This window comes from Paenibacillus profundus (assembly GCF_021369635.1).
GTDB lineage: Bacteria > Bacillota > Bacilli > Paenibacillales > Paenibacillaceae > Paenibacillus_B > Paenibacillus_B profundus.
In genome coordinates, this window is record NZ_JAJNBZ010000008.1 from 194239 (window position 1) to 208108 (window position 13870).

A 13870-nucleotide genomic window follows, 5' to 3' on the forward strand; every position below is an offset into this window, starting at 1 on the left:
TATTTTTTTGCTCGTTCCATAAACCGACATGTTCACCGCATCCTGCTTCATGTTACAATGGACTATGACGCGCTGTAGCAGAGGTGATACCATGAATCAAATGATTGTTCACTGTGAGGAACAAGTAACGCAAATGGCGTTATTGGAACATGGTCGGCTCGTCGAATTTGCAGTCGAACGTGCCACTGGCACAACGCTTGTAGGCAGCTTTTACAAAGGCCGTGTTGTGAATGTACTTCCGGGGATGCAGGCTGCATTTGTGGACATCGGTCAGAAGAAGAACGCATTTCTTTATGTCGATGATTGTTTGCACCCGCATTTGGAGAAACAACCGAAACAGAAACCTCCGATTACAAGTTTGCTTCGCGTCGGACAAGAGCTTATCGTGCAAGTCATGAAGGAGCCGTTAGGCGGCAAAGGAGCTCGCGTTACGACGCATTACTCTTTGCCTGGTCGATATTCGGTGTATATGCCTTTTGCCGATTATATCGGAGTATCCAAGAAGATTGAGCAGGAAGCGGAACGCACCCGTTTGAAACAATTGGCGGATGAGCTTCGCGAGAATGAGGAAGGTATGATCATTCGTACAGTTGCTCAAGGAGAAACGTTGGATACGATGGAAGGCGATATTCAATCTTTGCGAGAAGCATGGAAGCAGATTGAACGCCGTGCGGAACAGGTGGAAGCGCCTGCTCTCCTGCACCACGATCTGAACATGGTGGAACGGTTGGTTCGTGATGCGTTCTCCCGTGATATTGACCAGCTGCTTATTGACGATGTACGGCAAGCGAAGCGAGTACTTTCGTTTATTCGTTCATTCGCACCGGATTTGGAGCATCGGGTTCACATCTATAAGGATGCCGAACCATTGTTCAAACGATATCGGATCGACGAATATTTGGACAAAGCGATTCAGCGCAAGACTTGGCTGGAAAGCGGCGGCTATTTAGTCTGGGATCAGACCGAAGCGTTGACGGTTATCGATGTGAATACGGGCAAATATACGGGGACAAGCGATCTTGAAGAGACGGTATACTTAACCAATATGGAAGCGGCGGAAGAAATTGCGCGTCTTATCCGTCTACGAGATATCGGAGGCATCATCATTGTCGATTTTATTGACATGGACACGGACGAACATCGTGAGCGTGTAGTCGAGCGGCTAGAGCAAATGATGAAGAAGGATCGAACAAAATGTTTGGTCGTCGGATGGACGAAGCTCGGCTTGCTGGAATTGACACGCAAAAAAGTGCGCGAGCAAGTGATGAATCGACTATTTCAGACTTGTCCCACTTGTAATGGAGCCGGCTTGGTGTCGGCAGTCGTCCCACATCGTGAAACGGAACTTATGCGTTGATTTATTGTAAGGGATGTGTTAGAATCTACAAGTATGTGTCTAGTCTAGTTGCTGCACACATGCTGTAACCGCACCGAACGGGTTGGCAAGCGTAATGCTCTTTTTGAGCGTTACCACCTGATTTAGGCGAGTCTGAGACATGAGGAGGTGCACACAATGTACGCAATTATTGAGACGGGTGGCAAGCAGTACAAAGTTCAAGCTGGCGATGTATTGTACATCGAGAAGCTGAACGCTGCTGAAGGCGAAAGCGTGACGTTCGACCGTGTATTGGCAGTATCCAATGACAAAGGTTTGGTCACAGGTACTCCGGTCGTATCCGGCGCTGCTGTAACGGCGAAAGTAGAAAAGCATGGAAAAGGCGAGAAAGTTGTCGTCTACAAGTACAAAGCGAAAAAGAACTATCGTCGTAAACAAGGTCATCGTCAACCATATACAAAAGTGACGATTGAGAACATTAAGGCGTAAGAGGTGCCGTGATGATTCGCATTAACATTCGACGAAAGTCAGACCGCTCAATTGAGAGCTTCTCGATTGAAGGGCATGCGAATTACGCTCCCTACGGGGAAGATACCGTATGTGCTGGTGTCTCCGCTGTGTCGGTGGGCGCGGTGAACGCCGTTGAAGCATTGACTGGCGTTGAACTGAAGTGCAAGATGAAGGATGGCTTCTTAAGCGGATTTGTGCCGCTTATTGAGCAGAAAGACATTGAAACGAAAGTTCAACTGCTATTGGAGTCGATGATCGTCAGTTTACGTACGATCGAGGCTTCATACGGTTCGTATCTTCAAATAGAAGAACAAATGATTGAGCAAAGGAGGTAGACCATATGTTAAAACTGAACCTTCAGTTGTTCGCATCGAAAAAAGGGGTAGGTTCCACAAAGAACGGTCGAGATAGTATCTCGAAACGTCTTGGTGTGAAACGTGCCGATGGCCAAACGGTAACGGCTGGCAGTATCCTGGTGCGTCAACGCGGCACGAAAGTTCATCCGGGCAACAACGTTGGCATCGGTAAAGATGACACGCTGTTTGCGAAAGTGGAAGGCGTCGTGAAGTTCGAACGTTGGGGTCGCGACCGCAAAAAAGTGAGCGTCTACCCGGCTGATGTTGCACCAGTTGCAGCAGCTGTGGAGAAGTAAGACGACATGAGGAACCCTCGGCTTGAGCCGGGGGTTTTTTTTAACTATAACGCTCGATTTTTGACAAAACGGCTTCGACGAGACCAGAATCGTTTCACTTTTCTTGGACGTGCGAATCACCTGCATGATATACTGAACTTTGGGGTGTTTGCACATAATTTGGAAACATGGAAACGTTAACGGGGAGCGAAACCATGAAGAGGATACGCTTAGGGTTGGGATGTTGTGTGGCAGTAGCGTTGGGTAGCGCCGCGTTCATCATCGGCAGGGATCTCACCTGGGAATGGCGTGCTGTATGTCTCATATTTTTAACCGTCAGCTTCATTTCCGGAGCCGCTATTCTTGTGCAGGAGCAGTCAAGACAGCGGCAGCGCATGCTGCGGTCATATCAATGGTCGGCGATTGAGTTGATGAATCATCAGCGTCACGACTGGATGAATGATCTGCAGCTATTGTACGGTTATGTCCGTTTGAAGAAGTACGATAAATTACCGGAATGTGTGGAAACAATAAAAGCAAGGATGGCAGAGGAAAGCCGTATTGCGAAGTTGGGCATACCGGAACTGGTCATGTTTCTAATGCAGCAACGCACTTCAGGTGGTACAATGCCGCTCGACGTGATTATTCCCGAGCCTGTAGAACTCGACCGATTGAACTTGGAAGTAGACACAAGCCGCTTAGCGGATGTGATTATGGAGACGGTGCAGACGTTCCGCTTCGCGCCGAAGGCGCAAATGGACACCTTCAGTCCGCTGCAGCTTGCATTCGTGCGAGAACCGAACCGTCTAGTTATCCGTTATCGATATGAAGGGAAACTGCTTCGGCCGGGCGAAGTGGCCGCACAGCTTAGTCGGATTGCATCGGAACGCGGCGTGCGGCTGGAGCAGTTGTCGGCGAAACAAAATAATGAGCACGATGCATTTCATATCGTCGTGCCATGCAGCGCGTAATGAGGTGACAGCATGTTTGTAGATAAAACGAAGATTTATGTAAAAGGCGGCGACGGCGGTGACGGTATTGTCTCGTTTCGCCGTGAGAAATATGTGCCAATGGGAGGTCCGGCCGGAGGCGACGGCGGAAGGGGCGGCAACGTCATTTTTCGTGTTGACGAAGGTTTGCGTACGTTGGTGGACTTCCGTTATCAGAAGCACTTTAAGGCTCCTCGAGGAGAAAAAGGCCGCAACAAGAGCCGCCATGGAGCGAACGCGGAAGATATGATCGTCCGCGTGCCGCCGGGAACGGTCGTAGTGGATGACGATACGCAGGAGATCGTTGCCGATCTGACGCGGCAAGATCAAGAAGTCATCATTGCGAAGGGGGGCCGGGGAGGGCGCGGCAATATCCGCTTTGCCACAGCTACCAACCCAGCGCCTGAGCTTGCGGAGCATGGGGAAGAAGGCGAAGAGCGCTGGGTCGTGCTTGAACTGAAAGTGATGGCTGATGTCGGGCTTGTCGGCTTTCCAAGCGTCGGTAAATCAACGCTGTTATCTGTCGTTTCTTCCGCCAAGCCGAAGATTGGCGCCTACCACTTCACGACGATTACTCCGAATCTCGGTGTCGTAGATGTGGGAGACGGCCGCAGCTTCGTCATGGCTGATCTGCCGGGTCTTATCGAAGGCGCTCATACCGGCATCGGACTAGGACATGAATTCCTTCGTCACGTGGAACGTACCCGGATTATTGTCCATGTTGTGGACATGGCCGGGACAGAAGGACGGGATCCGTTCGATGACTGGATGAAGATTAACGAAGAGCTGGAACTGTACAACGAGAAGCTTGCGGAACGCCCGCAGATCGTGGCGGCGAACAAGATGGATATGCCGGAGGCGGAAGAGCAGCTGGCGATCTTTAAGGAGAAAGTGCGCGACAAGACCGGTCGGGACATCGAAGTCGTCCCGATATCTTCCTTGACGAAAATGGGTGTGCAAGAGCTGCTCTATAAGGCGATGAATATGCTGGAGCAGTTACCGGATGCGCCTGAAGTCGAAGAAGTGGCTGAGGTCGAGGAACGGAAAATTTATCGGTATAACAAAAAGACAGAGGCGCGGTCGGAGTTCACGATTCGCCGTGAGAACGAGATGTTTGTCGTAGAGAGCGAAGCGATTGAGGGTATGCTGAAACGACTGCAAATGAACTCGCACGATGCCATTTTGAAGTTTGCGCGCACGTTGCGCAAAATGGGTGTGGACGAAGAGCTGCGCAAACGCGGGGCAACGGATGGAACGATTATCCGTATTGGCGAGTTCGAATTTGAATTCGTAGAAGGCAGCAGCTACTATTGACATAAAAACAACAAAGGAAAGACCGCAGGTCCTATTATGGACATGCGGTCTTCTGTCTGTTATGACTGAACTTCGTCTGAGGTGCTGCAGGCGTTAAGCTTCGCCAGATCGTCAGACGCTAGCGATAGTTGTGCGGCCTTGGCGCTGTCGCGGATTGACTCTGGTCTTGTCGCCCCCGGTATCGGAATGAGCTGCGGTGACAGGGCCATCATCCATGCAAGTACGATCTGATGGACGCTCACCTCATATTGCTGGGAGAGCTCTTGCAGCAGTGGATGCTCCTTCAGCTTGGCCGCTTGGCCAGGACCGCCGTTGGGACTGTATGCGACAAAGCTGATGTGGTGCTCGGCGCAATAATTCAGCACATCCAGCGATCGCCGGTCAAAGAAATGGAACCGATTCTGTATGGCGGCGACGTTCGCCATGCGGAATGCCGTTTCACACTGAGCCATCGAGACGTTGGACAGGCCGAGATGTTCAATCTTGCCTTCCGCCTGTAGTCTCGTCAGCTCTCCGAAAGATTCTTCAAAGGGGACTTCAGGATCGGGTGCATGCAGGTAATATAGCGGATGGGCTTCTCTCTGCAATAGGGTCAAGCTGCGTTCACATGCTGCCCGCAGCGCCTGCGGATGGCCGGAATAGGTCCATTCTCCGTTCGGTCTCGCCAGCCCTCCCTTCGTCGCAAGGACGCAACCCAGGCCAGCTGGAATTGTATCCAAGAACAAGCGCTCGTTATGCCCAAGATCATGCTCGCCCAAGCTGTATGTATCAGCGGTATCGAAGAACGTGATCCCGCTCTCCAGAGCGGCCCGGATCGCAGCTTCCGCTTGTGGACGTTCTGGTCTTCCTTGTACGGACAGCGGAGCTCCACCGAATCCGAGGGCAGACACATGTAGCGAAGTGGCCCCTAATGGTTTCATCTGCATAATAAAAGCATCCCTTTCTAAAAAGATGAAGTAAATTCAACAGTATTGAACAGTCCTATACTGTGCTGACGTTATTCCATTGTACGCGTCCTAAGCGTGAAAGTTCCAACTGCTGGGAATTGGTTGTTGTTTTTGTGGCACTCGTTTCAATAACGTGGCGCTTTATTGCCCAAACATGATGCCGGAGCGCCCTTGCTGGATGGTCCACGTATTTTTTTAGGCAACTTGTTAGGAAAATGCTTTAGTTAAGTTCACGATCGTGTATAATAGATCCAATTTAACTACTTGTAGAGGTTGTGCAAAAAGCTCGCTTTGAATCACGCACTTTTATCGGATTGCCTATTGCCAATACGCATACAAATCCGCTATAATGTCCTCTATAAGAAAACAAAAGTCTTTTTATGGAGGACTACCAATGTCAGAGCGATACTACTTAGTACGAGAGGACATTTTACCGGAAGCGGTTGTCAAGACTGTGAAGGCGAAGCAATTGCTCGCTACGGGTGAAGTGAAGACAGTGCATGAAGCGGCTGAGCGCGTCGAATTAAGCCGCAGTGCTTTTTATAAGTATAAAGACGGCATTTTTCCTTTGAATCAGCTGGAGCGGGAACGAATCGTAACGATATCTATGGACTTGGAGCATCGTTCAGGAATTTTGTCCAAGGTGCTTGGTGCTGTGGCAACTTTTGAGGGCAACGTGTTGACCATCAATCAGACGATTCCGCTGCAGGGGATGGCGAATGTCGTTATTTCCGTAGAAACATCGCTTATTGCGGAGCCGTTCGGCGAGATGCTGGACTCGTTGCGCGATATTCCCGGCGTGAAGCGGGTGGCGGTTATTGGACAAGGATAATGGTTGAGCTTTACAGATAGAATCCGTTGAAGAGAAGGGGAGAAACAGCGATGAAGCCAATTAAAGTTGGGTTATTAGGGTTGGGGACGGTAGGAACTGGAGTCGTACGTATTGTGGAGGGGCATCAGGACGACTTGTCGAGCCAGGTGGGATCGCCAATTCGAATTGAAAAGGTGCTCGTCAAGGATTTGCAAAAGGCGCGCAGTGTGTCTATTCCGGAAGAGATGCTTACTGAAGAGGCCTGTGACATTATTCATAACCCGGATATCGATGTTGTCGTTGAAGTGATGGGCGGCATTGAACCTACCAAGCAATATATTATGGAAGCTTTGGAGCAAGGCAAGCATGTGGTCACGGCCAACAAAGACTTGATGGCGCTCCATGGACGCGAGATTATGGCGAAGGCGAAGGAGAAGCGCTGCGATGTATTTTATGAAGCAAGTGTTGCCGGAGGCATCCCTATCATTCGCACGTTGATGGAAGGCTTCTCTTCCGATCGGATTAAGAAAATAATAGGTATCGTGAATGGTACGACGAATTTTATACTGACCAAGATGAGCCAAGAAGGGGCAGGCTATGAAGAGGTATTGAAGGAAGCGCAAGCGCTCGGCTATGCGGAATCTGATCCGACCTCAGACGTGGAAGGTCTTGACGCAGCACGTAAAATGGCGATTCTGGCTACGCTCGGCTTTCATTCGGATGTCGCTTTGGAAGATGTGGATGTGCGCGGCATTTCGCAGATTAAGAAGGAGGACATCGCGTTTGCGAAGCGTCTCGGCTACGAAATGAAGCTCCTCGGCATTGCAGAGCGCCAAGATGACCAGATCAGTGTCGTTGTACAGCCGACAATGGTCAGCACTTCGCATCCACTCGCTGCGGTGAACGGTGTGTTCAATGCTGTTTATGTATACGGAGAGGCTGTAGGCGAGACAATGTTCTACGGACCAGGCGCCGGTGAAATGCCGACGGCGACATCAGTCGTTGCTGACTTGGTCGCTGTCATCAAAAATATGAAGCTTGGTGTTAACGGCCAGCGTGCGCTTACCCCATATAAAGAGAAAAAGCTGAAAACCGACGATCAAATCGTGTACAAAAACTTCATTTTGCTGCATGTTGAAGATAAAGCAGGTGTGCTTGCTCAAATAACGCAAGTATTTGCGGAGTACGAAGTGAGCTTGGATTCTGTCGTTCAGCAGCCGAATCCGCACAACCCGGATGCAGAAATTATCATTATTACGCATCAGGCGAGCCAAGCGAGCATGAAGAAGGTGTATAAGCACTTCGACAATCTTGACGTTATCAAATCGATCAAGAGCGCTTATCGAGTGGAAGGCTAGGCCGAGCAACGAGAAGGGCTTGGGCTAACGATATATAATTTACATCTGAAGAGGGGATATGTGGATGAGATACATGGGACTGCTCGAAACCTATAAATCATACTTACCAGTGAACGACAACACGCCGATGCTCACACTGCATGAAGGCAACACGCCGCTTGTTCGGGCAGAACGTCTGTCGAATGAGCTTGGTTTGGATTTATATTTGAAATACGAAGGCTTAAACCCTACGGGTTCGTTCAAGGACCGGGGGATGGTAATGGCTGTTGCGAAAGCGATGGAAGAAGGCAGCCGCACGATAATGTGCGCTTCGACGGGCAATACGTCTGCGGCAGCGGCTGCATATGCTGCACGCGGCGGGGTGAACTGCATCGTGCTGATTCCGAACAACAATATTGCGCTTGGCAAGCTTGCGCAGGCGATGATTTACGGTGCAAAAGTTATTGCGATCGAAGGCAACTTCGATCGCGCGCTTGAAATCGTGCGAGAAATTACGGCGAAGCATCCGATTACGCTTGTGAACTCGGTTAATCCGTACCGCATCGAAGGACAGAAGACGGCTGCCTTCGAAGTATGCGACCAATTGGGCAAAGCTCCCGATATGCTCGCGATTCCGGTCGGCAACGCAGGGAATATTTCGGCATATTGGAAAGGCTTCAAAGAGTACCATGCTGCAGGCAAGAGCAACCAATTGCCGAAGATGATCGGCTTCGAAGCGGAAGGCGCAATGGCTATCGTCAAGGGCGAACCGATTCGCGAACCCGAAACGATCGCAACGGCGATTCGGATCGGCAATCCGGCAAGCTGGAAGACGGCGGTAGAAGCGGCTGATCAATCGAACGGCCAGATCAACTATGTTACCGACGAACAGATTCTTGAAGCATACCAACTATTGGCGGCGCGTGAAGGCGTATTTTGCGAGCCAGCTTCAGCCGCATCGGTTGCAGGCGTCATCAAGCTTCATAAGGAAGGTTATTTCTCTGGCGGTGAATCGGTCGTATGCGTGCTTACGGGCCACGGATTGAAGGACCCGAACATCGCTATTAAGACGGCAGCAACCGAACCGCTTGTTGTGGAAGACTCGGAAGAGGCGGTTATGGACGCGATTCGGCAATTAGAGGGTGAGCAATAATGTGGCAACAAGACGGCGTGCTCGTGCGTGTGCCTGCCAGTACCGCGAATCTCGGTCCAGGCTTTGACACGCTTGGCATGGCACTCAATTTGCATTTATGGATTGCCATGAAGCCGGCAGAGGCAACGGTCATCCGGCTTCATGGCAGCGAGTTGGCGGGCATACCTACCGACGAGAGCAATCTAATCTATCGGATTGCTCATTCGGTGTTCAGTGCAGCTGGAGTAGAAGGTCGTCCGCTTGAAATGGATGTGTACAGTGACATTCCTTTGACACGCGGTCTCGGCAGCAGCGCATCGGCTATCATCGGCGGACTCTATGCCGCCAATGCACTGATCGGCTATCCATTGACCCAAGAGCAACTGTTCAACATGGCAACCTTAATCGAACGTCACCCGGACAATGTCGGGGCTTCGCTGTTCGGCGGCATAATTGCAGCTGCTTGGGATGGAGAACGAACGGAACATATCCGGATTGAGCCTCATTGTAACTTAAGCACGGTTGTGGCCATTCCGCAGTTCCAATTGGAAACGAAGCTGGCGCGCAATGTTCTGCCCAAGCAAGTAAGCGTGGCGGATGCAGTGTTTAATATTAGCCGCTCTTCCTTGCTGGTCGCCGCGCTATGCAGCGGGCAATTCCATGTGATTGAGACGGCGATGCGTGATCGTCTGCATCAGCCCTACCGGGCACCATTGATTCCCGGAATGCCGCGCATATTGGACGAGGCGACAGAGCATGGTGCGCTAGGCGTTGCGCTTAGCGGTGCCGGACCTACACTGCTTGCGTTTACGGACAAGCGTCAATCGAGCGCTTTGCTTGTCTCTTATATGAAAAAAACGTTTCTTGCACACGGTGTGGAAGCGAAAGTCATGGAGATGGGAATTAGTCGGGAGGGTGCTGTGTGCTGCGGTACGTGGGACAACATGTCCTCCGTTCTAGCGGCACGTATAAATTATTAGTCAGCGAAGGAGTAAAACGCTTATGGCGCGAATAGCATTATTACCTGAAGGCTCGGTATCACATGAAGCTGCGGTATATTTAGTCGGTGAAGAGAATTGCTTTATGCACCATAAGCTGATTTCGGATGTGTTTTTATCGACGGTACGCGGGGATACGGATTATAGTGTCATTCCGATCGAGAATACGATCGAAGGCTCTGTCAATTTACATATGGACTGGATTGTCCATGAGGTAGATCTCCCTTTTCAGGCGGAATGGGTGTACCCATCGATTCAAAATGTAATTGGCCGTCGTGAAGAAGTGCAAGGTGACTGGTCCCGGGTGTGCAAAGTGATGTCGCATCCTGTGGCGATGGCGCAGTGCATGCAGTTCATTCGGGCCCAGCTTCCGCATGCGGAATTGGAACATGTCAATAGCACGTCCGAGGCTGTTCACCGTGTAAAGGAGAATCCGGGTCAAGGGTGGGTTGCCATCGGAACGGCTCTGGGCGCGCGCACGCACGGCTTGGATGTATTGGCTCCGCAAGTGACTGATCATCAGAACAATTTCACTCGATTTGTTCTTATCGGGAAAGAACCGATTTCGTTGCCGGAATCGTCTGCTAGGAAGACGACGATTCTCGTCACCTTGCCGGAAGATTTCCCAGGTGCGCTCCATCAGGTGCTCTCTGCGTTCGCGTGGCGTCGAATTAACCTTTCCCGGATCGAATCCCGGCCGACGAAGCGCCGGCTTGGAAACTATTATTTTTACATTGATGTCGAAATGGCGCTGGATACGGTGCTACTTCCCGCCGCAATGGAGGAGATTGAAGCTATCGGTTGCCAAGTTCGCATATTAGGCTCTTATCCGAGTTATACTTTTCAACATGCTATGACAGAATAATGTTACCATTTGGAGGTGCTGCACGATGAAACAGTGGATTTATTTAGACGGTGAGTTTGTAACAAAAGAAAATGCGAAAGTTTCGGTGTATGATCACGGCTTTTTGTACGGTGATGGTATTTTTGAGGGGATTCGCATATACGGCGGCAACATTTTTAAATGTAAAGAGCATTTGGAGCGCCTATATGATTCGGCAAAGTCGATTATGCTGAATATTCCATTACCCATTGAGGAAATGCAGGACGTATTGCTCGAAACCATTCGCAAAAACGAGCTGCAGGACGGATATATCCGTCTGATTGTCTCTCGTGGTCCCGGTAATCTGGGATTGGACCCACTCCGCTGTCCGAAAGCGAGCGTCATCATTATTGTAGAGCAATTGGCGATCTATTCGGAAGAAGCGTACCGCAACGGATTGCGCACGGTGTCGGTAGCCGAACGCCGCAACATCCCGGACGCTTTGAATCCGAAGATTAAGTCGCTCAACTATTTGAATAACATTTTGGTCAAAATTAAAGCGAACTTGGCTGATGTCGGTGAAGCGATTATGTTGAATGCGCAAGGGTATGTAACGGAAGGATCGGGCGACAACATTTTTCTTGTGAAAAAAGGAGTTGTCTACACGCCTCCGTGCTACTTGGGCGCACTGGAAGGCATTACGCGCGGAGCTATTATGGAGCTGTGCCAGAAGCTTGGACTGACTTTAAAAGAAGAACCGTTTTCGCTGCATGACATTTATGTTGCTGACGAAGTGTTCTTTACAGGCACGGCAGCAGAGGTTATTGCCGTACGTGAAGTGGACGGTCGTATTATTGGTTCTGGTCAAGCCGGACCGGTTACACTGAGCCTGTTGGAAAATTTCCGTAAAATCGTCACAGAAGACGGCGTTAAAGTATACGATTAGCCGCTGTTTCATATCAAATGGCCAGTCCTCCCTAAGTTAGGGAGGATTTTTTTGTGTTGAGGGATGTCAAATGCCTAACACCTGCATAGGATGTATTAATTGAATTTCCGGGCGATTGTCCCGAGGTGAAGAGGATGATGAACGGTTGGGAGGTTACAACAGGTGAAAATTCACATCGTGAAAAAAGGCGATTCGTTGTACTCGTTGTCCAAAAAGTACGATGTATCCCTTGAAGAGTTGATTGCCATGAATCCACAATTGAAGGACCCGAACCAATTGGATGTCGGCATGAAGATCAAGGTTCCGTCTTCAAAGTATCCGTCGAGCGGGCATGAAATTATTCATAAGCATGTTGTTAAGGAGGGGGATACGCTGTGGAAATTGTCTAAAGCTTGGGGCATCCCGCTGCAGACGATGATCAACGCCAATCCGCAGCTGAAAAATCCGAATGTCTTGGCTATCGGTCAAGTCATCAATATTCCAAAGGTTCACACCGGAATGGCAATGCCTGCTGAGACAGCGCAGCCAAATAGTAATGCAGAAATGACAAAGCCCAAAGCTGAGCTTACAAAACCGAAAACGGAAAACACCCAGCCCAAAGCTGAGCTTACTAAGCCGATTACAGTACCTGAGAAGAAAGCTGAGTGCATTTATGAAATTGAAAAGGTCGAAAACGTAAAGCCAGTAGCACCGTATGTTCCGCCAACACCTGAAGTGCCGGCTCCGCCTACAGTACCTCCTATGCCGACTTACGTTGCTCCAGCGACCCAAGTCCAACAGCCGAACATGTCGTCAATACCTGTTCTTCCACCACCAAACTATGAAATGCCGATTGCACCTATGCCGTATGTTCCGATGGCGCCATGTCCTGAGATTAAGCCATGCGATTGTGAAAAGCCTCATCATCATTTGTTCGCGCAATTCGCCATGCCTGCTGCCGAAATGATGGCCCCGATGCCAATGCCACATGCTTATTCTAACTGTGCGCCATACGCATCTATGCCGATGTATCATCCGCAAGCTGAATGTTTCGACGCTTTTCCGGCTATGCCGAGCGTGATGTACCCTCCTGTACCGCCGATGTACGGTGCAGTGTCATCCGGTGTGCCAAGTATGATACCGTCTTCTGTGCCAGCTGCTGTCCCTTCCTCTATTCCGTGCGCAGTGCCGTCTGGCATATGGGAACCAATGATTCAGCCTTATGCCGCCATGCCGTATACCCATGCCATGCCATGCGGCTGCGAGGAGAGTATCGCGCCCGTTCATCAGGCTCAGATGTATACCACGCCGTCGAACTGCTATGACCGGCAAGGTCATCAAGGGTATGAATATGCTCCATATCCATCCTCCTACGTTTCGCCTGAAGCCGGATGGTATAATCCCGCAGCCTATTCTTCGGCGTCGAACATGCCAGTGGACGCATATGAGTCATCGATGCCTTCGGAATCTTGTGACTGCGCATGTCATGGAGAAAGACAGGAAGAAGAATTCCAAGCTGTTTCCGATACAGATTCGTCTGATGCAGAAGACAAGGCCGTTAATAAAAGCAATGATAGTAATGAGAAGAAAGCTACGGTTCGCGGTGAAGCACACAGCTCAAGCAACAGCGAGAGAAAAGCAACTCTACGAAAAAAGAAACTTGCTGCTCCGCCAAAAAAGGAACATATGCAAAGCCTGCCATGGATTAACGGATAAGATAGAAATGGCAATCCGGATCTGAAGGTAATATCAACACTATCACTCTATATAATAGAGAGAGTGAATATGGTTGATATTACCTGTTGCTATAGTAGGACAAGCCATGCTATATTATAAATCCGGCCGCAAGAAACGGCGGAACACAACGAAACAACAGTCAATCAGATTTTGAAAAAAAGATGTTGACATAGAGTTGAAAGATGTGTTAAGATAAAATCCTGTTGCAAATGATGTTGAGTAATGTCGAATGCAACAACGGTAACAAAATGAAGATTGTTCTTTGAAAACTGAACAACGAGTGAAACGTTTGTGTAATAGAGGTTAACAACCTCGTCAGCAATACATGAGCAAGTCAAACTAACTTTAACGGAGAGTTTGATCCTGGCTCAGGACGAACG

At 49.8% G+C, this 13870-nt stretch carries 14 protein-coding genes and 1 other annotated feature; of the genes, 13 read left to right on the forward strand and 1 reads right to left on the reverse strand.

Features of this window, described 5'->3' with window-relative positions:
* Positions 1-91: 91 nt before the first annotated feature.
* The 6 genes from LQV63_RS12995 to obgE all read left to right on the forward strand — a co-directional run bounded on the left by LQV63_RS12995 (position 92) and on the right by obgE (position 4780).
* The gene (locus LQV63_RS12995; RefSeq protein WP_019422361.1) at positions 92-1357 is read left to right on the forward strand and encodes an Rne/Rng family ribonuclease; all 1266 of its coding nucleotides are present in this window, start codon (positions 92-94) and stop codon (positions 1355-1357) included.
* Between the two features lie 56 nt (positions 1358-1413).
* Positions 1414-1501: a sequence feature (ribosomal protein L21 leader region), on the forward strand.
* A gap of 12 nt (positions 1502-1513) precedes the next feature.
* A complete protein-coding gene (rplU, locus tag LQV63_RS13000) occupies positions 1514-1825 on the forward strand; it encodes a 50S ribosomal protein L21 (protein ID WP_019422360.1) in 312 nt (103 codons plus the stop codon).
* A gap of 11 nt (positions 1826-1836) precedes the next feature.
* Complete coding sequence (locus LQV63_RS13005) at positions 1837-2181, forward strand: ribosomal-processing cysteine protease Prp (RefSeq protein ID WP_019422359.1); 345 nt, start codon at positions 1837-1839, stop codon at positions 2179-2181.
* A 5-nt stretch (positions 2182-2186) separates the two neighbouring features.
* Positions 2187-2498: a 50S ribosomal protein L27 gene (gene rpmA / locus LQV63_RS13010; RefSeq protein WP_019422358.1), complete on the forward strand. Its 312-nt coding sequence runs from the start codon at positions 2187-2189 to the stop codon at positions 2496-2498.
* A 227-nt stretch (positions 2499-2725) separates the two neighbouring features.
* Positions 2726-3448 carry a Spo0B domain-containing protein gene (locus LQV63_RS13015; protein WP_233697026.1) on the forward strand — a complete coding sequence of 241 codons (723 nt, stop codon included), beginning with the start codon at positions 2726-2728 and terminating at the stop codon, positions 3446-3448.
* A gap of 12 nt (positions 3449-3460) precedes the next feature.
* Entirely contained in the window at positions 3461-4780 is a 1320-nt protein-coding gene (gene obgE / locus LQV63_RS13020) for a GTPase ObgE (protein WP_019422356.1), read from the forward strand.
* A gap of 59 nt (positions 4781-4839) precedes the next feature.
* Here the strand turns inward: obgE and LQV63_RS13025 are convergent, their stop codons facing one another.
* A complete protein-coding gene (locus LQV63_RS13025; protein WP_233697027.1) occupies positions 4840-5706 on the reverse strand; it encodes an aldo/keto reductase in 867 nt (288 codons plus the stop codon).
* Between the two features lie 415 nt (positions 5707-6121).
* Here LQV63_RS13025 and LQV63_RS13030 point away from each other — a divergent pair, with 415 nt between their 5' ends.
* From LQV63_RS13030 to LQV63_RS13060, 7 genes are all read left to right on the forward strand, one after another.
* Positions 6122-6559, forward strand: a complete 438-nt coding sequence (locus LQV63_RS13030; RefSeq protein WP_233697028.1) for an ACT domain-containing protein — start codon at positions 6122-6124, stop codon at positions 6557-6559.
* 50 nt (positions 6560-6609) lie between these two features.
* Complete coding sequence (locus LQV63_RS13035; protein ID WP_233697029.1) at positions 6610-7896, forward strand: homoserine dehydrogenase; 1287 nt, start codon at positions 6610-6612, stop codon at positions 7894-7896.
* A gap of 64 nt (positions 7897-7960) precedes the next feature.
* Positions 7961-9028, forward strand: coding sequence for a threonine synthase (gene thrC, locus LQV63_RS13040; protein ID WP_233697030.1), 1068 nt, complete (start codon positions 7961-7963; stop codon positions 9026-9028).
* Positions 9028-9987, forward strand: a complete 960-nt coding sequence (thrB, locus tag LQV63_RS13045; protein ID WP_233697031.1) for a homoserine kinase — start codon at positions 9028-9030, stop codon at positions 9985-9987. The genes thrC and thrB overlap by 1 nt, the downstream gene beginning before the upstream one ends.
* Positions 9988-10009: 22 nt before the next feature.
* Positions 10010-10870, forward strand: coding sequence for a prephenate dehydratase (gene pheA, locus LQV63_RS13050; RefSeq protein ID WP_233697032.1), 861 nt, complete (start codon positions 10010-10012; stop codon positions 10868-10870).
* A gap of 25 nt (positions 10871-10895) precedes the next feature.
* The gene (ilvE, locus tag LQV63_RS13055; RefSeq protein ID WP_233697033.1) at positions 10896-11774 is read left to right on the forward strand and encodes a branched-chain-amino-acid transaminase; all 879 of its coding nucleotides are present in this window, start codon (positions 10896-10898) and stop codon (positions 11772-11774) included.
* Positions 11775-11936: 162 nt separating this feature from the next.
* Entirely contained in the window at positions 11937-13469 is a 1533-nt protein-coding gene (locus LQV63_RS13060; RefSeq protein WP_233697034.1) for a LysM peptidoglycan-binding domain-containing protein, read from the forward strand.
* Positions 13470-13870: the final 401 nt, after the last annotated feature.